At 57.6% G+C, this 22,235-nt stretch carries 25 protein-coding genes; 18 read left to right on the top strand and 7 right to left on the bottom strand.

All coding sequences use genetic code 11. The features are described from left to right. Window positions 1–56: 56 nt before the first annotated feature. From aroQ to fis, 8 genes are all read left to right on the top strand, one after another. Window positions 57–509, top strand: a complete 453-nt coding sequence (gene aroQ / locus ABUK12_RS19250) for a type II 3-dehydroquinate dehydratase (protein ID WP_410013315.1) — start codon at window positions 57–59, stop codon at window positions 507–509. A gap of 21 nt (window positions 510–530) precedes the next feature. Then, window positions 531–995 carry an acetyl-CoA carboxylase biotin carboxyl carrier protein gene (gene accB / locus ABUK12_RS19245; protein ID WP_410013314.1) on the top strand — a complete coding sequence of 155 codons (465 nt, stop codon included), beginning with the start codon at window positions 531–533 and terminating at the stop codon, window positions 993–995. Between the two features lie 11 nt (window positions 996–1,006). After that, a complete protein-coding gene (accC, locus tag ABUK12_RS19240; protein ID WP_410013313.1) occupies window positions 1,007–2,356 on the top strand; it encodes an acetyl-CoA carboxylase biotin carboxylase subunit in 1,350 nt (449 codons plus the stop codon). A 131-nt stretch (window positions 2,357–2,487) separates the two neighbouring features. Next, window positions 2,488–2,730 (top strand): YhdT family protein, encoded by a 243-nt coding sequence (locus ABUK12_RS19235; RefSeq protein ID WP_410013312.1) that lies wholly within the window; start codon window positions 2,488–2,490, stop codon window positions 2,728–2,730. Beyond that, complete coding sequence (panF, locus tag ABUK12_RS19230; RefSeq protein WP_410016720.1) at window positions 2,720–4,165, top strand: sodium/pantothenate symporter; 1,446 nt, start codon at window positions 2,720–2,722, stop codon at window positions 4,163–4,165. The genes ABUK12_RS19235 and panF overlap by 11 nt, the downstream gene beginning before the upstream one ends. A gap of 21 nt (window positions 4,166–4,186) precedes the next feature. Continuing rightward, the gene (prmA, locus tag ABUK12_RS19225; protein ID WP_410013311.1) at window positions 4,187–5,068 is read left to right on the top strand and encodes a 50S ribosomal protein L11 methyltransferase; all 882 of its coding nucleotides are present in this window, start codon (window positions 4,187–4,189) and stop codon (window positions 5,066–5,068) included. 250 nt (window positions 5,069–5,318) lie between these two features. Next, a complete protein-coding gene (dusB, locus tag ABUK12_RS19220; RefSeq protein ID WP_410013310.1) occupies window positions 5,319–6,284 on the top strand; it encodes a tRNA dihydrouridine synthase DusB in 966 nt (321 codons plus the stop codon). Window positions 6,285–6,307: 23 nt separating this feature from the next. Next, window positions 6,308–6,604: a DNA-binding transcriptional regulator Fis gene (gene fis / locus ABUK12_RS19215; protein WP_410013309.1), complete on the top strand. Its 297-nt coding sequence runs from the start codon at window positions 6,308–6,310 to the stop codon at window positions 6,602–6,604. A gap of 74 nt (window positions 6,605–6,678) precedes the next feature. Here the strand turns inward: fis and ABUK12_RS19210 are convergent, their stop codons facing one another. The 5 genes from ABUK12_RS19210 to cspA form a co-directional block, all read right to left on the bottom strand. Then, the gene (locus ABUK12_RS19210; RefSeq protein WP_410013308.1) at window positions 6,679–7,368 is read right to left on the bottom strand and encodes a hypothetical protein; all 690 of its coding nucleotides are present in this window, start codon (window positions 7,366–7,368) and stop codon (window positions 6,679–6,681) included. A gap of 134 nt (window positions 7,369–7,502) precedes the next feature. Then, window positions 7,503–7,649: a hypothetical protein gene (locus tag ABUK12_RS19205; RefSeq protein WP_410013307.1), complete on the bottom strand. Its 147-nt coding sequence runs from the start codon at window positions 7,647–7,649 to the stop codon at window positions 7,503–7,505. 88 nt (window positions 7,650–7,737) lie between these two features. Next, window positions 7,738–8,109, bottom strand: coding sequence for a carboxymuconolactone decarboxylase family protein (locus tag ABUK12_RS19200; RefSeq protein ID WP_410016719.1), 372 nt, complete (start codon window positions 8,107–8,109; stop codon window positions 7,738–7,740). 18 nt (window positions 8,110–8,127) lie between these two features. Then, window positions 8,128–8,490, bottom strand: coding sequence for a MerR family transcriptional regulator (locus ABUK12_RS19195; RefSeq protein WP_410013306.1), 363 nt, complete (start codon window positions 8,488–8,490; stop codon window positions 8,128–8,130). A 255-nt stretch (window positions 8,491–8,745) separates the two neighbouring features. Then, window positions 8,746–8,958 carry an RNA chaperone/antiterminator CspA gene (gene cspA / locus ABUK12_RS19190; protein WP_410013305.1) on the bottom strand — a complete coding sequence of 71 codons (213 nt, stop codon included), beginning with the start codon at window positions 8,956–8,958 and terminating at the stop codon, window positions 8,746–8,748. A 587-nt stretch (window positions 8,959–9,545) separates the two neighbouring features. On the opposite strand from cspA, the gene ABUK12_RS19185 reads away from it, so the two are divergent. The 4 genes from ABUK12_RS19185 to ABUK12_RS19170 all read left to right on the top strand — a co-directional run bounded on the left by ABUK12_RS19185 (window position 9,546) and on the right by ABUK12_RS19170 (window position 13,720). Further along, entirely contained in the window at window positions 9,546–10,571 is a 1,026-nt protein-coding gene (locus ABUK12_RS19185) for an amino acid ABC transporter substrate-binding protein (RefSeq protein ID WP_410013304.1), read from the top strand. 78 nt (window positions 10,572–10,649) lie between these two features. Beyond that, window positions 10,650–11,828 carry an amino acid ABC transporter permease gene (locus tag ABUK12_RS19180; protein WP_410013303.1) on the top strand — a complete coding sequence of 393 codons (1,179 nt, stop codon included), beginning with the start codon at window positions 10,650–10,652 and terminating at the stop codon, window positions 11,826–11,828. Window positions 11,829–11,843: 15 nt separating this feature from the next. Next, the gene (locus ABUK12_RS19175; RefSeq protein WP_410016718.1) at window positions 11,844–12,950 is read left to right on the top strand and encodes an amino acid ABC transporter permease; all 1,107 of its coding nucleotides are present in this window, start codon (window positions 11,844–11,846) and stop codon (window positions 12,948–12,950) included. An 8-nt stretch (window positions 12,951–12,958) separates the two neighbouring features. Beyond that, entirely contained in the window at window positions 12,959–13,720 is a 762-nt protein-coding gene (locus ABUK12_RS19170; protein ID WP_410013302.1) for an amino acid ABC transporter ATP-binding protein, read from the top strand. A gap of 23 nt (window positions 13,721–13,743) precedes the next feature. On the opposite strand, the gene ABUK12_RS19165 is transcribed toward ABUK12_RS19170, so the two are convergent. After that, window positions 13,744–14,916 (bottom strand): ROK family protein, encoded by a 1,173-nt coding sequence (locus ABUK12_RS19165; RefSeq protein ID WP_410013301.1) that lies wholly within the window; start codon window positions 14,914–14,916, stop codon window positions 13,744–13,746. Window positions 14,917–15,179: 263 nt separating this feature from the next. Between ABUK12_RS19165 and ABUK12_RS19160 the strand changes: the two genes are divergently transcribed. The 5 genes from ABUK12_RS19160 to ABUK12_RS19140 are packed head-to-tail and all read left to right on the top strand — an operon-like array spanning window position 15,180 to window position 20,252. Then, on the top strand, window positions 15,180–16,433 hold the full coding sequence (locus tag ABUK12_RS19160; protein WP_410013300.1) for an extracellular solute-binding protein: 1,254 nt from the start codon (window positions 15,180–15,182) through the stop codon (window positions 16,431–16,433). Between the two features lie 10 nt (window positions 16,434–16,443). Continuing rightward, a complete protein-coding gene (locus ABUK12_RS19155) occupies window positions 16,444–17,346 on the top strand; it encodes a carbohydrate ABC transporter permease (RefSeq protein ID WP_410013299.1) in 903 nt (300 codons plus the stop codon). Continuing rightward, window positions 17,343–18,182 (top strand): carbohydrate ABC transporter permease, encoded by an 840-nt coding sequence (locus ABUK12_RS19150; protein ID WP_410013298.1) that lies wholly within the window; start codon window positions 17,343–17,345, stop codon window positions 18,180–18,182. Before ABUK12_RS19155 ends, ABUK12_RS19150 begins: the two co-directional genes overlap by 4 nt. 24 nt (window positions 18,183–18,206) lie before the next feature. Then, on the top strand, window positions 18,207–19,157 hold the full coding sequence (locus ABUK12_RS19145; protein ID WP_410013297.1) for a carbohydrate kinase family protein: 951 nt from the start codon (window positions 18,207–18,209) through the stop codon (window positions 19,155–19,157). A gap of 3 nt (window positions 19,158–19,160) precedes the next feature. Then, entirely contained in the window at window positions 19,161–20,252 is a 1,092-nt protein-coding gene (locus ABUK12_RS19140) for an ABC transporter ATP-binding protein (protein WP_410013296.1), read from the top strand. Window positions 20,253–20,282: 30 nt separating this feature from the next. Here ABUK12_RS19140 and ABUK12_RS19135 read toward each other — a convergent pair whose 3' ends face one another. Next, a complete protein-coding gene (locus ABUK12_RS19135; RefSeq protein WP_410013295.1) occupies window positions 20,283–21,035 on the bottom strand; it encodes an SDR family NAD(P)-dependent oxidoreductase in 753 nt (250 codons plus the stop codon). A gap of 208 nt (window positions 21,036–21,243) precedes the next feature. Here ABUK12_RS19135 and ABUK12_RS19130 point away from each other — a divergent pair, with 208 nt between their 5' ends. Next, the gene (locus ABUK12_RS19130; RefSeq protein WP_410013294.1) at window positions 21,244–22,167 is read left to right on the top strand and encodes an AraC family transcriptional regulator N-terminal domain-containing protein; all 924 of its coding nucleotides are present in this window, start codon (window positions 21,244–21,246) and stop codon (window positions 22,165–22,167) included. Window positions 22,168–22,235: the final 68 nt, after the last annotated feature.

The following is a 22,235-nucleotide window of genomic DNA, read 5'->3' as shown; positions in this document are numbered from 1 at the left end:
GTTACGGAAGGTTATTTTTTACGGGGCTTCGTTAATTAACCGGAGATAGCGGCACGATGGCGGATAAGTTTCACATTTTGCTCCTCAATGGTCCCAACCTGAATCTGCTCGGGACCCGTGAGCCGGATAAGTATGGCCACACCACGCTCGCCGATATCATCAGCAGCCTTGAAACACAGGCGCAGGCTCTCGGCGTGACGTTAAGCCACCTGCAATCCAATGCGGAACATGTCCTGATAGATCGCATCCATCAGGCCCGCGGTAATACCGATTTTATCGTGATCAATCCCGCGGCGTTTACCCATACCAGCGTAGCGTTGCGCGACGCGCTGTTAGCGGTAAACATCCCATTTATTGAAATTCACTTATCCAATGTGCATGCGCGCGAGCCATTCCGACATCCTTCCTATCTCTCCGATATTGCGGTTGGCGTTATCTGCGGCCTCGGCGCCGATGGTTATAATTTTGCTTTTCAGACGGCGGTCAATCGTCTGTCTGCATCCAATTAATTAGAGTATGGAACCCCACTCATGGATATTCGTAAGATCAAGAAGCTGATTGAACTGGTTGAAGAGTCCGGCATTTCAGAGCTGGAAATCTCCGAAGGTGAGGAATCGGTTCGTATCAGCCGTGCTCCGGCCATGCCTGCCTATCCCATGATGCAACAGGCTTATATCCCCGCGGCCCAGCAGCAGGTGGCCCCGGTGGCCGCCGCCGCGCCTGCGGCCGAGCAGGCCGCCGCCGTACCCGCCGCCATGAGCGGCCATTTGGTGCGCTCCCCGATGGTCGGCACGTTTTATCGCACCCCAAGCCCTGACGCGAAACCTTTTATCGAAGTCGGACAAAAGGTCAATGTCGGCGACACGCTGTGCATCGTCGAAGCCATGAAAATGATGAACCAGATAGAGTCCGACAAAGCCGGGGTGGTCAAAGCCATTCTGCTGGACAATGGTCAACCGGTTGAATTCGACGAGCCGCTGGTCGTCATCGAATAACGAGGCGCCACATGCTAGATAAAATTGTTATCGCCAATCGTGGTGAAATTGCGCTGCGTATTTTGCGCGCTTGTAAGGAATTGGGTATTAAGACCGTGGCCGTGCATTCCACGGTGGACCGCGATCTGAAACACGTACTGCTGGCCGATGAAACCATTTGTATCGGGCCCGCGCCTTCGGTAAAAAGCTATCTCAACATCCCGGCGATTATTTCGGCGGCGGAAATTACCGGCTCGGTGGCCATCCATCCCGGGTACGGTTTCCTGTCCGAAAACGCGGATTTTGCCGAGCAGGTTGAACGCTCCGGCTTTATCTTTATCGGGCCGCGCGCCGAAACCATTCGCCTGATGGGCGACAAGGTTTCGGCCATCAGCGCGATGAAAAAAGCCGGCGTGCCTTGCGTGCCCGGTTCCGACGGCCCGGTCGGCGATGATATGGAAAAAAACCGCGCGGTGGCCAAGCGTATCGGTTACCCGGTTATCATCAAGGCCTCGGGCGGCGGCGGCGGGCGCGGCATGCGCGTCGTGCGCGGCGACAACGAGCTGGAATCATCGATCAAAATGACCCGCGCCGAAGCCAAGGCGGCGTTTAACAACGATGTCATTTACATGGAAAAGTACCTGGAAAATCCCCGGCATATCGAGGTCCAGGTATTGGCGGACGGCCAGGGCAACGCCATCTACCTGGCGGAACGTGACTGCTCCATGCAGCGCCGCCACCAGAAAGTGGTGGAGGAAGCGCCCGCGCCGGGCATTACCGAAGCCATGCGCCGCTACATCGGCGAACGCTGTTCCAAGGCGTGCCGGGATATCGGCTATCGCGGCGCCGGCACCTTTGAATTCCTGTATGAGAACGGTGAGTTTTATTTCATTGAGATGAATACCCGCATCCAGGTGGAGCATCCGGTTACCGAAATGATTACCGGCGTGGATCTCATCAAGGAACAGCTGCGCATCGCCGCCGGCCAGCCTTTGTCCATCAAGCAGGACGAAGTACGGGTTACGGGGCACGCGGTGGAATGCCGTATCAACGCCGAGGATCCCAACACCTTTATGCCCAGTCCGGGCAAGATCACCCGCTTCCATGCGCCGGGTGGTTTCGGCGTGCGCTGGGAATCGCATATCTACGCGGGCTATACCGTACCGCCGTATTATGATTCCATGATTGGTAAATTGATTTGTTATGGCGAGAACCGCGACGTGGCCATCGCGCGCATGAAAAATGCGCTGGCGGAGCTTATCATCGACGGCATCAAAACCAACATTGATTTGCAGCTGAAAATCATGAACGACGAAAACTTCCAGCACGGCGGCACCAACATCCATTACCTGGAGAAAAAGCTCGGTTTAGTGGAAAAATAACCCGCGCTGCAAAAGGCCGGTTGTCACCGGCCTTTTCCGTTTAAATCCCCTTTAGCACTATGCAAATCGGCTGCATGCCGTAAAATCGCCTTTTTTTCGTTATCATTCATTCATCCCGGTACCAAGACATCATGGATAAACGATTTCTTCAGGCTCACCGCGAAGCCCGGTGGGCGTTTGGCCTGGCGGTGGCCTATCTGATTGCCTGGGTGCTGGCCGCCTACCTGCCCGACGACCGGCAGGGGATCACCGGCCTGCCCCATTGGTTTGAAATGGCCTGCCTGTGGGTGCCGCTGCTGTTCCTGGCGCTTTGCTGGCTGATGGTGCGCGTTATCTACCGCGATATCCCCCTGGAGGATAATGATGCAAAGTGAGATCCTTTTACCGCTGATTGCCTACCTGGTCCTGGTCTTCGCGCTTTCGTTCTATGCCTACCGCCGCCGCCAGAAGGGCGAGTTCCTGACGGAATATTTCCTCGGCAACCGCTCGATGGGCGGGTTTGTGCTGGCGATGACTCTCACCGCCACCTATATCAGCGCCAGCTCCTTTATCGGCGGGCCGGGCGCGGCCTACAAATATGGACTCGGCTGGGTACTGCTGGCGATGATCCAACTGCCGACGGTCTGGCTGTCTCTGGGTGTGCTCGGCAAGAAATTCGCCATCCTCGCCCGCCGCTACAACGCGGTCACTCTCAACGATATGCTGCTGGCCCGCTATCAAAGCCCGCTGCTGGTATGGCTTGCCAGTATCAGCCTGCTGGTGGCCTTTATCGGCGCCATGACGGTGCAGTTTATCGGCGGCGCGCGCCTGCTGGAAACCGCCGCAGGCATCCCCTACGATACCGGGCTGCTGATTTTCGGCATCAGCATCGCGTTGTATACGTCGTTCGGTGGTTTTCGCGCCAGCGTGCTCAACGACGCTTTCCAGGGACTGGTCATGCTGCTGGGCACTTTTATCCTGCTGTTCAGCGTTATCCACGCCGCGGGCGGCCTGTCCGCAGCGGTGACCAAACTCCAGCACATCCAGCCGGCGCTGGTATCCCCGACAGGCGTCGACCACGTGCTGACGCCGCAGTTTATGTCGTCGTTCTGGATCCTGGTGTGCTTCGGCGTTATCGGCCTGCCCCATACCGCGGTGCGCTGCATTTCGTACCGGGACAGCAAAGCCGTACATCGCGGCATTATTATCGGCACCCTGGTGATCGGCGTGCTGATGCTGGGCATGCACCTTGCCGGCGCCCTGGGCCGGGCGATACTACCCGACCTGACCATTCCCGACCAGGTGATCCCGACGCTGATGATCACCGTCCTGCCGCCGGTGGTGGCCGGCATATTTCTGGCCGCGCCTTTGGCGGCGATCATGTCGACAATCAACGCGCAACTGCTGCAATCCTCGGCGACCATCGTCAAGGATCTCTATCTCAGCCTGCGTCCCGCCCAGGCGGGCAACGAACGCTTGCTGACGCGGATGTCGGGCACGGTCACGCTGGCGCTGGGCCTGTTATTAATGGTGGCCGCCTGGCGCCCGCCGGAGATGATCATCTGGCTCAACCTGCTGGCCTTCGGCGGGCTCGAGGCGGTATTTCTGTGGCCGCTGGTGCTGGGGCTATACTGGGAACGCGCCAACGCGGCCGGGGCCCTGAGCGCGATGATCGCCGGCGGGGTCTGTTACGCCGTGCTCGCCACCCTTGATGTGCATATCGGCGGTTTCCATCCCATTGTGCCCGCCCTGGCGCTGAGCCTGGCGGCGTTCCTGGCGGGCAACTGCCTTCGCCCCGCCGCCCGGCCCGTTGCCCGGCCCGGCCTTTAATTTTTTTATTGGGAGCAACAGATGCCCTGGATTCAAATGAAGATCAACACCACCGGCGCCAACGCCGAGGAACTCAGCGACGCGCTGATGGAATGCGGCGCGGTATCGGTCACCTTTCTGGATACCCACGACAACCCGGTATTCGAGCCGCTGCCGGGCGAGACGCGGTTATGGGGCGATACCGATGTCATAGGCCTTTTTGCGGCCGATATCGACATAGCGGCGCTTATAGACGCCTTATCGGGCCATGCCCTGCTGGGACAGGATTTCCATCCTAAAATCGAGCAGTTGGAAGATAAGGACTGGGAACGCGAATGGATGGATAATTTCCACCCCATGCGCTTTGGCGAACGGCTGTGGATCTGCCCCAGCTGGCGCCCGGTGCCGGACGCCACGGCGGTAAACGTCATGCTCGACCCCGGCCTGGCCTTCGGCACCGGCACCCATCCCACCACCGCCCTTTGCCTGCAATGGCTGGACGGTTTGGACCTGGCGGGTAAAACGGTAATCGATTTTGGCTGCGGTTCCGGCATCCTGGCCATCGCGGCGTTGAAACTGGGCGCGGCGCACGCCATCGGCATCGATATCGATCCGCAGGCCATCCAGGCCAGCCGTGACAACGCCCAACGCAATGCGGTGGGCGATCGGCTCGACCTGTATTTGTCGCATGACAAACCCGACGACCTGAGCGCCGACGTGGTGGTGGCGAATATCCTGGCCGGCCCCCTGCGCGAACTGGCGCCGCTTATCTCCCTCCTGCCGAAACCGGGCGGCTATCTCGGCCTGTCGGGCATCCTGGCAAGCCAGGCGGAAAACGTCAAGGCGGCTTACGCCGACGCGTTTTCGCTCGACCCGGTGGCGGAAAAGGATGAGTGGTGCCGGATAACCGGCCGCCGCCGCTAATCCGGCGGCAAGCGCGTCCCGCCGCGTCGCCGGGGACGGGGCGGGAGCGATTCAGGAAAAAATCGCGACCGCACCAAATATTTTTCAGCTACAACTTTTTGTTTTTATTGTGAAAAATTCGAAAGATGACATGCAAAGAACAATTTCATTGATCTATAGCAGCGGATTGTTCAAAGTTTGGCCTTTCATCTGACGAAAAAAATGCGTAATATACGCGCCCTTGCGGACACAGTATGGTCTCTCTTTGTCTATGCGTATTGGACACCTGCAGCTCGATAATCGCCTGATAGCCGCCCCGATGGCCGGAGTGACAGACCGCCCATTCAGAGCACTCTGTCATGCGATGGGAGCGGGGTTGACCTTTTCCGAGATGCTTTCCTCGAATCCTGAGGTATGGCGCACGGATAAGTCCCGTCTACGTATGGTACATAGTGATGAACCCGGTATCCGGGCCGTGCAGATTGCCGGATGCGATCCTGCTGATATGGCCGCCGCCGCCGTCATTAACGTGGCAAACGGCGCGCAGCTGATTGATATCAACATGGGTTGCCCCGCCAAGAAGGTTAACCGGAAAATGGCGGGCTCCGCCTTGCTGCAGTTTCCGGATCTGGTGAAACAGATCCTGCTGACCGTGGTAAAGGCGGTGGACGTGCCGGTGATGCTGAAAATACGCACGGGCTGGTCGCCGGAACACCGAAATTGTGTAGAAATTGCCCAATTGGCCGAAGATTGTGGTATACAGGCCATCACAATACATGGCCGAACCCGCGCCTGCTTGTTCAACGGCAACGCGGAGTACGACAGTATTCGGGCAGTTAAGCAGTCTGTTACCATTCCGGTTATCGCGAATGGCGACATTACTGACCCGCATAAAGCCAGAGCGGTGCTTGACTACACCGGGGCCGACGCCCTGATGATAGGACGCGCCGCTCAGGGAAGACCCTGGATCTTCCGGGAAATCCAGCATTATCTGGATACGGGGGAGCTGCTGCCGCCGCCGCCGTTAGGCGAGGTGAAGCGTTTGTTGATAGAGCATGTACGGGAACTGCACGACTTTTATGGTCCAGGCAAAGGATTCCGCATTGCTCGTAAGCACGTCTCCTGGTATCTGCAGGAGCATGCCCCCGACAACCAGTTTAGGCGCACATTCAACGCCATTGAGGATGCCGGCGAACAGCTGGAGGCGTTGAAGGCATATTTTGAAAATCTTGCGTAATAGAAAAAAGAGCTGACAGAACTATGTTCGAACAACGCGTAAATTCTGACGTACTGACCGTTTCCACCGTTAACTCTCAGGATCAGGTAACTCAAAAACCGCTGCGGGACTCGGTGAAACAAGCACTGAAGAACTATTTTGCTCAATTAAACGGTCAGGATGTAAATGATGTGTATGAGCTGGTACTGGCTGAAGTAGAACAGCCACTGTTGGACATGGTCATGCAATACACCCGTGGCAACCAAACCCGCGCGGCCCTGATGATGGGCATTAACCGCGGTACACTGCGTAAGAAATTGAAAAAGTATGGTATGAACTAATACCACTGCTAACTGAATAAAAATAAAGGCGTTATTGGGCAACCAATAACGCCTTTTTATTGCCCTGCCGTCGGCTATTTAACCCATTGGCCGCGTCCGGCCGGCAGCGCCGCCAGGCTTCTTGCCATTGCGCGTCGATACTGTATTGCCGCCACCAACGCCAGGAACGGCAGCGACAGCTCCAGAAATTCTTCCTGCGAGGTTTGCAACGCCACCAGCCATTCAGGCGCGTGCCAGCCGAAAGTGCCCTTAATCATGCCCAGGGAACGGTCGATAATGTTGGTCAGCCCAATCAGGAAGACAAAAGTGGCGATGGTCACCGCATGGGCTTTGCCCATGCGCACCGCGCGCAAAACAGGCAACGCATGCCTGACCAGCAGATACAGGCAGGCAACGACAATAGGCACCAGCGACAGCACGGCGTACAGCTTATCAAGCGTGGGCAGGGAACCGGTCCAGAAGCGCAGTTTAAGCATGCTCATATGATCGATATATTTATGCAGGTCCGCCTCGCGCGCCATCATCGCCAGCAGGGCCACGATGACGGCGACACGGGTGCGCCGCCGGCATAGCGGCAGGGGCAGCAGCGCCAGCGACAGGACGGCGATGCCGTATCCCACCAGAGTCAGGTTTTCCACCAACTGCCCCTCTTCGACCAGATGCACCAATATGTCGGTGGGCATCAGGCACCATAGGATCAAGGTGAACAGGGACACGCCGACTGCCAGCCAGACAGAAAAGCGAGGGGTATCAAGAAAGGACATGGCGCCATCTCTAAAAAAAAGGAAACCATTATTACCGGTAGCAACCTATTTTTTTTAACAATCCATGCGCACTCATTACCCGTATTAATCTGTTTTGCCGTTTCCATCACAACATGTGCCCTCCAGCCAGGCGGTCAGCCCATCTTCACCGGCAGATCCGGCGATGCCGGGGACATGGCTATCGGCGCGCTACCCTGCTGCCGCAGCGTTTCCAGGTACGCCCGCTCGCGCCGCAGCCTGCTGCCGGCCGTTTCTATCTTGCCCGGATATAATTTACGCATAGGCTTATCACTCACTGTACCCGCCATTGCGCAGTGTTACTTCATCCGCCTCCCGCAGGACTAAGCGATCGGCAACGATACGGGGATATCAGGATGGATTAAACACCGCTTTCGCCACAAACAGCCCATTCAACGCCGCCGGGAAGCCCGCGTATATCGCCATCTGCATAATGATTTCGGTGATTTCCTCACGCGTTAACCCTACGTTCAGGCCGGCCTGGATATGGACGTTCAACTGCGGCGCGCAGTTGCCCATCGCCGTTAGCGCGGCGATGGTGGCGATTTCACGCGCGCGCAGGTCAAGCCCGGGACGTGAATAAATATCGCCAAACGGAAACTCAAGCAGATAACGCGCGAAATCGGGCGCGATATCGGCTAAGGCGTCAATCACGTTTTCTCCGGCGCTGCCGTCGATAGCGGCTAAGGCTTTTTTACCCTGTTCCAGTCTGGATAGGGTTATATTCTGTATCGTCATACATTATTCCTCGGTAACGTTGGCATCGGTATAACCGGCGATTTTAGCGTCGAGGACGAGCAGTGAGGATTGCAGTTCCGTGATATGCGCCCGTACCTTTTGGCGATGCGCCTCCAGCAGGCGCCGGCGATCGGGTAGGGTTGCCGTGCCGCCGTCGCGCAGGGCGGCATAGCGCAACATGTCGCGTATCGGCATGCCGGTAGTTTTCAACCGCTGCAAAAAGGCAATCCAGGGCAGGATGGCGCGGTCGTAATAACGCTGTCCGGCATCATCCCTCCGGGCATACGGCAGCAATCCAATGCGTTCGTAATAACGCAGGGTATGGGCTGTCAGCCCGGTTTTTTTTGCTATATCACCGATCTTCATATCTGTCCTTATTTCGTCCCGACTTTACCCATGCTAAGGGTTAGAGCGCGCGCTAAGTCAAGCGACAAAACAGGTTTTGATCAGGCGGTGGATTCTGGGGACGAAAAAAAGCCCCGACGATGTCGAGGCTCTTTAATTCATTGTCAGGTTCCGGATGCTTTGGATTTTCTGGCGGCTGCGCCGCGCGACCAAAGGGCTATTCGTTTAAGAATGTCCGGTAACCTGCTTCTGCGTGGTTATGGCTGAGTAATTAAATTACAGAGCAACAACGTTGGCAGCAGACGGGCCTTTCTGGCCGCTTTCAATGGTGAATTCAACGCGCTGACCTTCGTCAAGGGTTTTGAAATCATTGCTCTGGATGGCAGAGAAGTGTACGAACACGTCTTTGCTGCCGTCAGCAGGAGTGATGAAGCCGAAACCTTTACCAGCGTCAAACCATTTAACGATACCAGTCATTTTGTCAGACATAGATACTTCCTTCATAATTATTTGTGCCACAATGTGGCGTGGTGAATAGGTCTGTTTGCCAGGGAATACTTACTTATGGGCACTTAAGAAGGAAATTCGTCGAAGAAGTGATGGTCTGCTATCGCTTTTACTTGAACAACTTTACTAAAATGACTTACATAAATAGGTCTGTACTACAAACCGTTGACGCTATTTACTCATAAAACCCCCCGCCGCGCAAGCTTTAATTATCAAATGAATTTTTAAGGTGCAATGACTGCACCCAAGGCGATGTTGCGCCCGCATCCCATGCGCCCAATCAAGGCGGTTCGACAACAATTTTTGCCAACCCACTCCCAGATAACGGAACCCGGGGCGTCATAGTGGTGCGTCCGCCGAATCACTGCACTATATTTGTGCATAACTGTCCCGTTTTGGCGCGGCGCGGCTGTTAATAAAGTGTGAGTTCACCCGCCAGGCAAGCAACTGCCAGATTGGCATCCCCTTTGCTATAGAGGTAACTGGCACTATGCCAACAGACAGGATGGATGCGCAGCGAAAGTGCATCAAAACCACTGGCTTTAATTTTCTGCCTCACAGGATGCTTTATGAAAAAAATGATGATTTCCACCTTGGTTGCCGCAGCCACCCTTTTTGCGATAGCCAATCAGGCACATGCAGGCGCGACGTTGGACGCGGTAAAGAAAAAAGGTTTTGTGCAATGCGGTATCAGTGACGGTTTGCCCGGCTTTTCTTATGCCGATGCCAGCGGTAAATTTACCGGTATCGACGTGGACGTCTGCCGCGCCGTCGCCGCCGCCGTCTTCGGCGACGATACCAAGGTCAAATACACGCCCTTGACGGCAAAAGAGCGTTTTACCGCGCTGCAATCCGGGGAAGTGGATATCCTGTCGCGCAACACGACCTGGACCTCGTCCCGCGATGCGTCCATGGGCATGGTGTTCGCCGGCGTGAACTATTATGACGGTATCGGCTTCCTGACCCATACCAAGGCCGGACTGAAAAGCGCCAAGGATCTCGACGGCGCTACCGTCTGTATCCAGGCCGGTACCGATACCGAGCTGAACGTAGCGGATTATTTCAAAGCCAATAAAATGCAATTTACCCCGGTGACCTTCGATCGTTCCGACGAAAGCGCCAAGGCGCTCGAGTCCGGCCGCTGCGACACCCTCTCTTCCGACCAGTCACAACTCTACGCGCTGCGTATCAAGCTGGGCAAGCCCGACGATTATGTCGTACTGCCTGAAGTGATTTCCAAAGAGCCGTTGGGACCGGTGGTGCGTCGCGGTGATGAAGATTGGTTCACCATTGTCAAATGGTCGCTGTTCGCCATGCTCGATGCCGAAGAAATGGGCGTGACCTCGAAAAACGTCGATCAGCTGGCGGCCTCGCCGGCAACACCCGATATGGCCCATCTGCTGGGTAAAGAAGGTAACTTCGGCGAACAGCTGAAGCTGCCTAACGATTGGGCATACAAAATCGTTAAACAAGTAGGGAATTACGGCGAAATTTTCGATCGTAACGTCGGCGCCGGCAGCGAGCTTAAAATCAAGCGCGGCCTGAATGCATTATGGAATCAGGGCGGCATCCAGTACGCGCCGCCGGTACGTTAATACCAGCCACAGTGCGAGAGCGCCGGCGTAGTCCGCCGGCGCTTTTCCAGCAGATAAATTTATACTGAGGCTTTGCGCATGCAACAACGCCAAACCGTAAAAGGTGCCTTTTCGTTGACCAACCCTGCGGTTCGCGCCTGGGTCTACCAGATACTGGCCGTGGTGGTGGTGGTAGCCTTTGGCGGCTATATCCTGCACAACACGCTGACTAATCTCAGCAACCGCGGCATCACGTCCGGCTTTGGTTTCCTGCATGACGCCGCCGGTTTCGGCATCGTGCAGCATCTTATTCCTTTCGAACAGGGCGATACCTACGGACGGGTGTTTATCGTCGGGCTCCTCAATACATTGCTCGTCTCCGCGCTCTGTATCGTGTTCGCTTCCCTGCTCGGCTTTTTTATCGGCCTGTCGCGACTGTCGGAAAACTGGCTGTTACGTAAACTGTCGACCATCTATATCGAGACTTTTCGTAATATTCCGCCGCTGCTGCAAATCTTTTTCTGGTATTTCGCCGTGCTGCGCAACCTGCCCGGTCCGCGCCAGGCGGTTAATGCCTTTGACGTGGCCTTTCTCAGCAACCGCGGCCTTTATATGCCCACCCCGATGATGGGCGAAGGCGCGGCCGCCACCCTGGTTGCGCTGGTTGCCGCCATCCTGGCGTCGGTTATCCTATTTCGCATTAACCGCCGCCACCAGATGGCCACCGGCGAACTGCGCCGCAGCTGGCCCTGGATTGTCCTGCTGTTGATTGCGCTGCCCGCCGGCGCGCAGTGGCTATTCGGCGCGGCCCTCCATTGGGATTTGCCGCAATTGCGCGGGTTTAACTTTCGCGGCGGCATGGTGCTTATCCCCGAACTAGCCGCCCTGACGCTGGCCCTTTCGGTTTATACCTCCACCTTTATCGCCGAAGTCATTCGCTCCGGCATCCAGTCGGTACCCTTCGGCCAGCATGAAGCGGCCCGTTCGCTGGGGCTGCCTAATCCGGTCACGTTAAACCAGGTTATCCTGCCGCAGGCGATGCGCGTGATTATCCCACCCCTGACCAGCCAGTACCTGAATATCGTCAAGAACTCCTCGCTGGCGGCCGCCATAGGTTACCCGGATATGGTCTCGCTATTTGCCGGGTCGGTGCTCAACCAGACCGGCCAGGCGATTGAAACCATCGCCATCACCATGTCGGTCTATCTGGTTATCAGTTTGGGGATTTCGTTCTTAATGAACATTTACAACCGGCGTAAAGCATTGGTTGAGCGCTAAGAGACCTTCATGACCATGACAATCAATCCCCATGAACCCGTAGCGATAGCGTCGCGCAGCCGGCTGGCACTGGCTATGCTTTGGATACGCCAGAACCTGTTTTCCAGCCTGTCCAATAGCCTGCTGACCCTGTTTTGCCTGTGGCTGCTGTGGATTATTATCCCGCCCATGTTCAACTGGCTGATATTGCAAGCCAATTGGGTGGGCACCACCCGCGCCGACTGCACCCGCGACGGCGCCTGCTGGGTCTTTATCCACGCCCGCTTCGGCCAGTTCATGTATGGCCTGTACCCCTTCGACCAGCGCTGGCGCATTAACCTGACCCTGGTGGTCGGATTGCTGAGCCTGCTGCCGATGTTCTGGAAAGGCATGCCGCGTCGCGGACGTTATATTGCCTGCTGGGCGGTGTTGTTCCCCATTTTTACCTGGGTGATGCTGTATGGCGGCTTTTTCGGTTTATCCCGGGTGGAAACCCGTCAATGGGGCGGGTTGACCCTGACGCTCATCATCGCGGCGGTGGGCATTGCGGGCGCGCTGCCCCTGGGCGTGCTGCTGGCGCTGGGCCGGCGGTCGAAAATGCCGGTGGTGCAATGGTTTTGCATCATATTTATCGAGTTCTGGCGCGGCGTGCCGCTGATCACCGTGTTGTTCATGTCGTCGGTCATGCTGCCGCTGTTCCTGTCGGAAGGGACCAATATCGATAAGCTTATCCGGGCGCTGGTAGGGGTGATCATGTTCCAGTCGGCCTACGTGGCGGAAGTGGTGCGCGGCGGCCTGCAGGCCTTGCCCAAGGGCCAGTACGAGGCGGCCGAATCGCTGGCGCTGGGTTATTGGAAAACCCAGGGGCTGGTGATCCTGCCGCAGGCCCTGAAAATGGTGATTCCCGGCCTGGTCAACACCATCATTGCGCTGTTTAAGGATACCAGCCTGGTGGTGATTATCGGTTTATTCGATTTGTTCAGCAGCGTGCAGCAGGCCACGGTCGACCCGGCCTGGCTCGGGATGTCGACGGAAGGGTATGTCTTCGCCGCGGCAGTCTACTGGATCTTTTGTTTTAGCATGTCCCGCTATAGCCAACATTTGGAAAGGCGCTTTCAAACCGGGCATTCCTCCACCCATTGAGGTACATAATGAGCGACAATAACGCCATCCAGTCCGACCGTTTGATGATTACACTGGAAAACGTCAATAAGTGGTTCGGTCAGTTCCATGTATTGAAAGATATCAATTTGCAGGTAAAAGCCGGCGAACGCATCGTGCTGTGCGGCCCTTCAGGTTCGGGCAAGTCCACCACCATCCGTTGTATTAACCATCTGGAAGAGCATCAGCGGGGCACCATCGTGGTGGACGGTACCCTTTTGAATGACGATTTGCGCAATATCGAACGCGTGCGTACTGAAGTGGGCATGGTGTTCCAGCATTTCAACCTGTTCCCGCACCTGACGGTGCTGCAAAACTGTACCCTGGCGCCCATTTGGGTGCGCAAGATGCCGAAAAAAGAGGCCGAGGAGCTGGCCATGCATTATCTGCAGCGGGTGCGGATTGCCGAGCACGCGCATAAATTCCCAGGCCAGCTGTCCGGCGGCCAGCAGCAGCGGGTGGCCATCGCCCGTTCGTTATGCATGAAGCCGAAAATCATGTTGTTTGACGAACCCACCTCGGCGCTGGATCCGGAAATGGTCAAGGAAGTGCTCGATACCATGATCGGCCTGGCCAATGACGGCATGACCATGCTGTGCGTAACGCATGAAATGGGCTTTGCCCGTACCGTCGCCGATCGGGTGATCTTTATGGATCGCGGGGAGATCGTCGAGCAATCCGCGCCGGACGAGTTTTTCACCCAGCCGAAATCAGAGCGCACCCGCGCCTTCCTGTCCCAGATCCTGCATTGATCGCCACCGGGGCGCCGCCCCGGTTATTTCAGCAGCACCTCGTATTGCGGATTAAACTCATCGAATATCGGCAGCGCCGCGGCGCCCAGCGCGGCGGTGTCGGTACCGTTCAGCCCAATCCTGACGCGGTGGCCGTCGCTGTATTTGCTGCGCACCGAGCGCAGCAGCGGATGCAGGCGCCCGACAATTTTTTCCACCAGCGGCTGCGGCATTTGGCCGCCGATAATCACCGCTTCGGCGTCGAAAATGCATTCGAGGATATTGATTGCCTGCCGGGTTGCCGGCAGGACCGCGTCGATCCAGCGGTCAAAGCGGGCGTGTTCCACGTGCAGCAGGTCCCCGGGCATGGCGATCATGGGATCCAGCCCGCAGGCCTCATAAGCCGATTGCAGGGATAAATAGCGTTCCAGGCAGCCATGATTGCCGCAGGAGCACAGGCGCCCGCCGGGCTGCACCACCATGTGGCCGACCTCGCCGGCATTATGCGCATGGCCGGTGTAAATATGGCCGTCGGTGAAAATGCCCGCGCCCAGGCCAGTGCCGATATAAAGATAGATAAACGAATCCAGCTGCTTGGCAATGCCGTGGAACCGCTCGCCGATGGCGGCCACCGTAGCGTCGTTCTCCAGGGTCACCGGCAGGCCGGTTGCCGTCGTCAATTCCGCCACCACATCGACATGTTCCCAGCCGTGCAGGGTGGTGGGTCCTTCGGACGATAGGCCCTCGACGCCAAACGGCCCCGGCATCACCACCCCGATCCCCAGCATTTTGCCCCAGTCGACCGGCGCCTGCTGCTTCATCTCCGCCAGCAGCTCTTTGATCAGCGCAAGCGTTGCACCGGGCTGGGGCTTTTGCACCAGGCAAAGGCGCCGGAAGCGGACATTGCCGGTAAGATCGACCAAGACCATCAGCAGGGTCTGGTGATCGAGATGAATGCCTATCGAATAAGCGCTGTCCGGATTCAGGGTCATGGGTACCGCCGGCTGGCCGCGGCCGCCGACATGGCGTGGCGCATGGGAGGAGAGAATGCCGGCCTGGCCGAGCTCGGCTGCGATATTGGATACGGTCTGCGGCGTCAGCGCCGTCAGGCGCGCCAATTCCGCCCGCGTCAACTCGCCGTTTAACCGAATGGCCTCGATAACCACGCGCCGGTTGTGCGCCCTGGCATGTTCCAAATTGGTACCTGATGTTCTCATGAGTCCATACCCCTCACTGCCTGTGGCGCCAGTATGTGTGCTTGTTATAGAGCAATCAAATTGATTTATTAATTCCCGGGCAGTGTTTTCGGCATGGCTATTGCAAGTTTCTCTGCAGGATAGCGGCAATTGTTGCCAGGTATGTTAAGAGAATGTGGCGCGATAGCGATCACAAGCTGAGAAGTTAAGCATTGCTTTCGTCTATTAAAGCAATCAAATTGATTTAATTACCCACTCGCAAACCATCTGATCCCGGAGAGAGCATGAACATAAAGACCTTCTACCCCGCCCTGACGCTCTGCGCATTGTCGGTCCTCTCGCTGGGACTCCCGGCACAGGCCCAGGCGAAAACCCAAATCAACGCGCTGTTCATGACCCAGGCCGCCTACAGCGAAAACGATATCCGCGCCATGACCACCGATTTCACCCAGCAGCATCCGGATATCGACGTCAACCTGGAATTTGTCCCCTACGAAGCCCTGCACGACAAAATCGTCGCGGCGCGCGGCGCGGGCGGCAATGGGTACGATGTGGTGCTGTTCGACGCCATCTGGCCGGCGGAATTTACCAAATTCGGCCTATTACAGGATGTCACGGCACGGATTAACGCCGACGACAGCAAAAAGATTTTCCCCGGCGCTATGAGCACCGTTACCTATCAGGATAAGGTTTGGGGCCTGCCCTGGATCCTCGACACCAAATACCTGTATTACAACAAGGCGATGTTGAGCAAAGCCGGCATCACCACGCCGCCGCAGACCTGGCAGCAGGTGGAGCAGCAGTCCGAGATTTTAAAGCAAAAGGGCATCGTGAAGTATCCGCTGGTCTGGAGCTGGTCGCAGGCGGAAGCACTGATTTGTGATTACACCACGCTGGTATCAGCCTTTAAGGGCGACTTCTTTACCGCGGGCAAGCTGAATTTCAGCAACCCGGGCTCGCTGCAAGCGGTAAATTATATGAAGGAAACACTGGATAAGGGCCTGACCAATCCCAACTCGCGCGAATACCTGGAAGAAGATGTGCGCAAGGCGTTCTCCAACGGCGACGCGGCCTTCGCGCTCAACTGGACCTATATGTACAACATGGCCAACGACCCGAAACAGAGTAAAGTGGCCGGCGACGTCGGCATAGTGCCGGCACCGGGCGCGCAGGCCGGCGGCGTTTCGGCGGTCAACGGCTCGATGGGCCTGGGCATTGCCAAGGCCAGCCAGCATCCCGAGCAGGCATGGCAATATATCAGCTATATCACCTCGCAGCCGGTACAGGATAAATATTCGCGCCTGAGCCTGCCTATCTGGAAATCCTCCTATGATGACCCCAAGGTGCAGCAAGGTCAGGAGCCGTTAATCGCCGCTGCGAAACAATCCCTGAATGTCATGTTGTCCCGCCCGGCCATTCCCGCCTATTCGCAGTTGTCCAACGTGCTGCAGCAAAACCTGCAGCAGGTGTTGCAGAACCAGGCTACGCCGGAAGCGGCCATGCAGGCGGCGACGAAAGGCGCGGAACGTTTGCGTTAAGGATTTAGCCATGCTCAGTTTGCCGCAACGTGAGCGTCGTCAGGCATGGGTGCTGCTGGCGCCCATGCTGGTGATGATGTTTTTGCTGACCGCCTGGCCGCTGGGCCGGACCCTGTGGCTCAGCTTTACCGACGCCGCGCTGATTGGCGGCGGCGCCGTGCCCGCTTACGTGGGTTTCGCCAACTATCTGTATGCGCTGACCGACCCGGACTTTCTGGCGGCGCTGGCGCGCACGCTTTATTTTACCCTGGTGTCGGTGGCCTTTGAAGGCGTTATCGGCGTACTGGTGGCCCTGCTGCTGAACCAGAAATTTTACGGCCGCGGCCTGCTGCGGGTGCTGGTAATCCTGCCCTGGGCGCTGCCGACCATCGTTAACGCCATGATGTGGCGGCTTAATTTCAATCCCGATTACGGCAGCGTCAACGCGTTGCTGACACAAACCGGTGTCATCGATCGTTACCGCAGTTGGCTCGGCTCCCCCGACTCGGCGATGAACGCGGTGATGATTGCCGATATCTGGAAAAATTACCCGCTGGTGACGCTGCTGACCCTGGCGGCGCTGCAATCGATCCCGGACGATCTGTTCGAGGCCGCGCGTATCGACGGCGCCTCCGCCTGGCGGCGATTTCGCGCCATCACCCTGCCGGCCATCCTGGCTCCACTTGGCGTGGCGCTGATCTTACGCACCATCGACGCCTTTAAGATCTTCGACATTATTTATGTCATGACGCGGGGCGGCCCGGTGGACAGCACCAAGACCCTGAGCTTTTTCGTCTATCAGGAATCGTTCAGCTACCTGCGCGCCGGCAGCGGCGCCGCCTATGCCATCCTGATGACCATTCTGTGCGGGATTCTGATTGCCGTTTACATGCTGATGCTGTCCCGTCAGCGCCGCCGGGGAATAGAATCATGAAACGCAGGATCCGCATTGTTTTACGCTACGCGGCGGCGGCGCTGCTGGCGATAACCATACTGGCGCCCATGCTGTGGCTGTTTTTAATGAGCGTCAGCTCGGCGGCTGATTTAGCCCGCATCCCGCTGGAATGGCTGCCGCGACAATGGGACTTCAGCCGCTACGCCCGCCTGCTATCGCTGGCGCCGGGCCAGCCGGGCGCGCTTTTCCTGCACGCGCTGGCCAACAGTATGGTGATTGCCACCGGCGCGACGCTGATTTCGCTGCTGCTGGCCGTGCCGGCGGCGTTCAGTTTTTCCCGCTATCCCGGCCGTGAGGGCTGGTTGATGGGCAGCCTGGCTATTTATATGGTGCCGCCGGTGGCGTTTGTCCTGCCGCTGTATTTTGTTTTGCAGCAGTTGTCGTTACTGAATACGCATCTGGGACTGGTGTTGGTGTACTGTTCGCTGATCCTGCCTTTTCTGACCTGGATGCTGAAAAACCAGTTCGACGCGCTGCCGCTGGATATCGAACAGGCGGCGCGCCTCGACGGCCTGCGTTTTTGGCAGGTGCTGTTGCGCATTACCCTGCCACTGGCCAAACCGGCCGTGGCCGCCTCGGCGGTTTTTGGCTGGCTGCTGGCCTGGGATGAATTTTTCTATGCCTTGTTATTTACCAACAATATCCAGGCGCAAACGCTGCCGGTCACTATCGCCGGGTTTACCGCCGGCCGGGCCACGGACGACGGGCTTATCGCCGCCGTCGGCATCCTGGCCTCGGTACCGCCGCTGTTTATCGCCATCTGGCTGCAAAAATCCCTGGTCAGCGGTTTAACCAGCGGCGGCAGCAAGGGCTAAAAAAGGGACGAACTGGATACCTTCATGACAACATCCGCGATCGACGCCACGCTGTATGTGGTGGGCAATATCAATATCGACCTGATTATGGGCACCCTGCACCATTGGCCCGCCCGCGGAACCGAGGCGATGCTGGAACACAGCGCCATGCGGCCCGGCGGCTCGGCCGGCAACTGCGCGCTGGCGCTGGCGGCGCTCGGCACGCCGCACCGGGCGGTGGCCAATCAGGGAGACGATCATTTTTCTTCCTGGCTGGCGGGTTATTTTACCGCCAGCGCGCCCTTCTGGCCGCGTTATGCCTGCGAAACCTCGCTGACGGTGGGCCTGACCCATCCTGATAACGAACGCACCTTTTTCAGCAACCAGGGACATATCGTGCGCCTGACGCGGCAAGACGTGCTGATGCAGCTGCCGCCGCAGGCGACGCCGGGGGATATCGTCTTATTATGCGGCACCTTTCTCTGCCTGCGGCTGCTAAAGGAGTATCCGGAGCTGTTGGCTACGCTGCGCCGCCGCGGTTTTCAGGTGGCGGTGGATACCGGCTGGCCCCCCGACGGCTGGAACGAGCGCCTGCGTAGGGATATCGCCCGCTGGCTCGGTTACTGTGACTATTTATTATTAAATGAAGTGGAAACGCTGGGCCTGGCGGACAGCGGCGATCTGGCGCTGGCCGGAAAAACGCTGGCGGCGCAGCTCACGCCCGGCGGCGCCTGCGTCATCAAGCGGGGCGCGTTGGGTGCCACGGTATATGAGCAGCAGGGGGAATTTTCCCACGCCGCCGAGCAGGTCGAAATCAAAGATACCATCGGCGCCGGCGACAGTTTTAACGCCGGTTTTCTCAGCGCCCTGCTGTACGGTTATAACCGCCGCCAGGCGCTGCGCTGGGGCATTCGTGTCGCCGGGCAGGCCATAGGCAGCTCGCCGCGTCAGTATCCTGACCGGGCATCCCTTCAATCCCTTGCCGGTGAGGAATAATCCATGGCCAGCGTCGAACTCGTCAAGATCGCCAAACGTTATGGCAAACATACCGTGCTTAATCCGCTGGATCTCACCATCCCCGACGGCAGCTTTACGGTGTTAGTCGGCCCCTCCGGCTGCGGCAAATCCACCCTGCTGCGCCTGCTGGCCGGGCTCGATACCGTCTCCGACGGCGATATCTTTATTGATAAACAGCGTATCAACGACCTGGATCCGGCGGATCGGGATATCGCCATGGTGTTCCAAAGCTATGCGCTTTACCCGCATTTGACGGTCGCGGAAAACCTGGCGTTTCATATGCAGGTAAAAAAAGTACCGCGCCAGGAACAGCAAAGCAAAGTTGAGCAAGTCGCCCGCATGCTGGGTATTGAACGCCTGTTGCGGCGGCTGCCGAAGGCGCTGTCCGGCGGGCAGCGCCAGCGTGTGGCCATGGGCCGCGCCATGGTACGCAATCCGCGGGTATTCCTTTTTGACGAGCCGTTGTCCAATCTGGATGCCCAGTTGCGCATGGAGCTGCGCGCCGAGATTAAATCGCTGCATCAGCAGCTCAAAACCACCACGGTATATGTTACCCATGACCAGGTGGAGGCCATGACCCTGGCCGATCAAATTGTGGTGATGAAGGAAGGCAATATCGTTCAGCAAGGCAGGCCTCTGGAAATTTACGATCGGCCGGCCAATACCTTCGTGGCGCGTTTTATCGGCTCGCCGCCGATGAACCTGCTGGAAGGGAAGGTTGAGACACGCGATGGGATTGCGGGCGTAAGCTGTGGCGCACTGTGGTTCCCGCTGCCGGCAAAATGGCACGCTGCGGCAAAGCTTCAGGGCGGCGCGCCGGTGACGCTTGGCATTCGTCCGCATGATTTCCTGCGCCTTGATGCTTCGGAACAGCCCGCCGCCACGTTGCGCGTGATGGAGGTAACCGGCGAGACCAGCCTGCTGCACGTAGACTGGGGCGGTTTCCCGCTGCATGTCCAATTTGCCGGCCGGATCCTGTGCCAGCCCGGGCAACCGCTCTGGCTGGAAACCAAGGCGGAAAGCCTGCATTTGTTTGATACGCAAAGCGGCAACCGGCTTGGCGAGACCCGTTAAAGCGTAGGCGCGGGCGGCAATCCGCGTTGATCAGTAACCCACGCCTCGCACTCCGCCCGCGGCCCTAATGTATTCGCCTGTTACCCAATGTGCATCATCGGACGCCAGGAACACCGCAACGGGCGCAATGTCTTCCGGCTCGCCGAAACGGCCCAAGGGTGTTCCGGCAATAAGTTTTTCCCCCAGTTCGCCCGCAAAATGACCTTTCGTCGCAGGCGTATTGGTGTGGCCGGGCAGAATGGCATTGACCCTGATCCCACGGGGGCCCAACTCCCTGGCCAACGCCAGGGTCAGGGTATCGACCGCCCCTTTGGTGGCTGAATAAACACTGGATGCAAGATAAGGGTCGGTGCTGAGGATGGAGCTGATATTGATGATGCTGCCCCCTGATTTGCCGAAATGCTTTACCGCTTCACGAACAGCCAGTAGATACCCCAGCACATTGATATTAAACTGCTGATGGAAGGCTTCCTCCGTAAGGTCTTCAATCATTTGAAACACCGCGACCCCGGCGTTATTTACCAGAATATCCAGCCTACCGTAGTCCGCTCTGACCGTATCGAACAAGCGTGTGACGTCGCGTGCCTTGCTCATATCCGCCTGAATAGAGACTGCGGTGCCGCCCTGCGCCTGAATCTGCGCGACAACCGCGTCGGCCTCGTCCTTGCTTGACGCATAGTTTACGACGACCGTCGCGCCCGCAGCGCCAAACGCTTTGGCAATGCCGGCGCCGATGCCTTTTGATGCGCCGGTGACAACCGCTATTTTGCCTTTAAGTTTCATATAATTACCTTTTATATCGTTGAGTAATGGCTCGCGGGGGTGAAGGTGGTCAGATTTCAGAGATCCGGACGCAACGCCCGCTTGCCAATAGCATAGGGTCAACAGCCGGCCAGCGGCGTGCCCGTTCTTCTCTCATCCTTGCCTGATCTTCTCACTCCGCTTGCTTTGCCATCGGGTTTACCCCATAGTCAATTGCATGAACAATGCAATGGATGAGCTGCGCAGCATCGTTATGCGTGCAGGAAACACGTGGACAGATACCGGCCTATCGCACGTGACCATGGTGCGGGCCGAGGCGTGCGCGGATCGGGTTTATCAGCCCATGCTGCACTTGGTTCTACAGGGCTCCAAGACGCTCTCCATTGGGGATCAGGTTTTGGATTATGCAGCGGCGACCTATTTTCTCGTCCCCGTGGATGTACCCGCCACCGGCGAGATCCATTCGAGCGGACCGGGGCAGCCCTATCTTGCGATCGGCCTGGCCCTTGATGTCAAGGTCATCGCCACGTTGCTCGCTGGTGAGTCCGAAGCGGATGCGCGTCCAAACACGGGGGGCTTTTCCGCGGTGACCGCGCCTGCTGAAATGATTGATGCATGGTTGCGTATGATGAGACTTATTAATCGCCCGCGAGAAGCCGCGATCCTTGCCCCCATGATCGAGCGGGAAATTTTGTTTCGGGTACTGCAAGGGCCGCTGGGCGGTATGCTGCGCGAAATCGCCCGCCCCGAAGGCCGTTTGTCGCAGATTCGACGCGCCACCCTGTGGATCCGTGAGCACTACACCGAACCATTCCGCGTCGAGTCGCTCGCGGCAATGTCCGATATGAGCGTCGCGGCTTTCTATCGTCACTTCAAATCCATCACCGCCATGACGCCGATTCAATACCAGAAGCGTCTGCGTCTGCTTAGGGCCCGTTGGTTGCTGTTGTTCGATCCTCAGGACGCCGCCGCAATCGCATTTACCGTTGGGTATGAAAGCGCCTCACAATTCAGCCGTGAATATGCACGCCTGTTCGGCATGTCACCGGTGCGGGATGCCGCCAGGTTCAGGTCAGCGCCAGCCTCAGGCGGCGCTTCAATGATGGATGCGGGCGTTTCTGAAAGCTTAAGTCGCGTCTCTTCGTCCGGGTAGCGAACCGCCAGGGTTGATGTCTATGCAAAAGCCCGCTGTTGTCACCGAGGTTTTTTGCAATTGCATGC

Origin of the sequence: Sodalis sp. C49 (assembly GCF_046352915.1) — a bacterium.
Taxonomy (GTDB): Bacteria; Pseudomonadota; Gammaproteobacteria; order Enterobacterales; family Enterobacteriaceae; genus Acerihabitans.
This window is presented reverse-complemented; position numbering and strand designations above follow the sequence as displayed.

Excerpts from the sequence above, each read along its gene's own strand:
- aroQ (WP_410013315.1), top strand. The coding sequence starts at position 57 with ATGGCGGATAAGTTTCACATTTTGCTCCTCAATGGTCCCAACCTGAAT.
- accB (WP_410013314.1), top strand. The coding sequence starts at position 531 with ATGGATATTCGTAAGATCAAGAAGCTGATTGAACTGGTTGAAGAGTCC.
- accC (WP_410013313.1), top strand. The coding sequence starts at position 1,007 with ATGCTAGATAAAATTGTTATCGCCAATCGTGGTGAAATTGCGCTGCGT.
- ABUK12_RS19235 (WP_410013312.1), top strand. The coding sequence starts at position 2,488 with ATGGATAAACGATTTCTTCAGGCTCACCGCGAAGCCCGGTGGGCGTTT.
- panF (WP_410016720.1), top strand. The coding sequence starts at position 2,720 with ATGCAAAGTGAGATCCTTTTACCGCTGATTGCCTACCTGGTCCTGGTC.
- prmA (WP_410013311.1), top strand. The coding sequence starts at position 4,187 with ATGCCCTGGATTCAAATGAAGATCAACACCACCGGCGCCAACGCCGAG.
- dusB (WP_410013310.1), top strand. The coding sequence starts at position 5,319 with ATGCGTATTGGACACCTGCAGCTCGATAATCGCCTGATAGCCGCCCCG.
- fis (WP_410013309.1), top strand. The coding sequence starts at position 6,308 with ATGTTCGAACAACGCGTAAATTCTGACGTACTGACCGTTTCCACCGTT.
- ABUK12_RS19210 (WP_410013308.1), bottom strand. The coding sequence starts at position 7,368 with ATGTCCTTTCTTGATACCCCTCGCTTTTCTGTCTGGCTGGCAGTCGGC.
- ABUK12_RS19205 (WP_410013307.1), bottom strand. The coding sequence starts at position 7,649 with ATGCGTAAATTATATCCGGGCAAGATAGAAACGGCCGGCAGCAGGCTG.
- ABUK12_RS19195 (WP_410013306.1), bottom strand. The coding sequence starts at position 8,490 with ATGAAGATCGGTGATATAGCAAAAAAAACCGGGCTGACAGCCCATACC.
- cspA (WP_410013305.1), bottom strand. The coding sequence starts at position 8,958 with ATGTCTGACAAAATGACTGGTATCGTTAAATGGTTTGACGCTGGTAAA.
- ABUK12_RS19185 (WP_410013304.1), top strand. The coding sequence starts at position 9,546 with ATGAAAAAAATGATGATTTCCACCTTGGTTGCCGCAGCCACCCTTTTT.
- ABUK12_RS19180 (WP_410013303.1), top strand. The coding sequence starts at position 10,650 with ATGCAACAACGCCAAACCGTAAAAGGTGCCTTTTCGTTGACCAACCCT.
- ABUK12_RS19175 (WP_410016718.1), top strand. The coding sequence starts at position 11,844 with ATGACAATCAATCCCCATGAACCCGTAGCGATAGCGTCGCGCAGCCGG.
- ABUK12_RS19170 (WP_410013302.1), top strand. The coding sequence starts at position 12,959 with ATGAGCGACAATAACGCCATCCAGTCCGACCGTTTGATGATTACACTG.
- ABUK12_RS19165 (WP_410013301.1), bottom strand. The coding sequence starts at position 14,916 with ATGAGAACATCAGGTACCAATTTGGAACATGCCAGGGCGCACAACCGG.
- ABUK12_RS19160 (WP_410013300.1), top strand. The coding sequence starts at position 15,180 with ATGAACATAAAGACCTTCTACCCCGCCCTGACGCTCTGCGCATTGTCG.
- ABUK12_RS19155 (WP_410013299.1), top strand. The coding sequence starts at position 16,444 with ATGCTCAGTTTGCCGCAACGTGAGCGTCGTCAGGCATGGGTGCTGCTG.
- ABUK12_RS19150 (WP_410013298.1), top strand. The coding sequence starts at position 17,343 with ATGAAACGCAGGATCCGCATTGTTTTACGCTACGCGGCGGCGGCGCTG.
- ABUK12_RS19145 (WP_410013297.1), top strand. The coding sequence starts at position 18,207 with ATGACAACATCCGCGATCGACGCCACGCTGTATGTGGTGGGCAATATC.
- ABUK12_RS19140 (WP_410013296.1), top strand. The coding sequence starts at position 19,161 with ATGGCCAGCGTCGAACTCGTCAAGATCGCCAAACGTTATGGCAAACAT.
- ABUK12_RS19135 (WP_410013295.1), bottom strand. The coding sequence starts at position 21,035 with ATGAAACTTAAAGGCAAAATAGCGGTTGTCACCGGCGCATCAAAAGGC.
- ABUK12_RS19130 (WP_410013294.1), top strand. The coding sequence starts at position 21,244 with ATGGATGAGCTGCGCAGCATCGTTATGCGTGCAGGAAACACGTGGACA.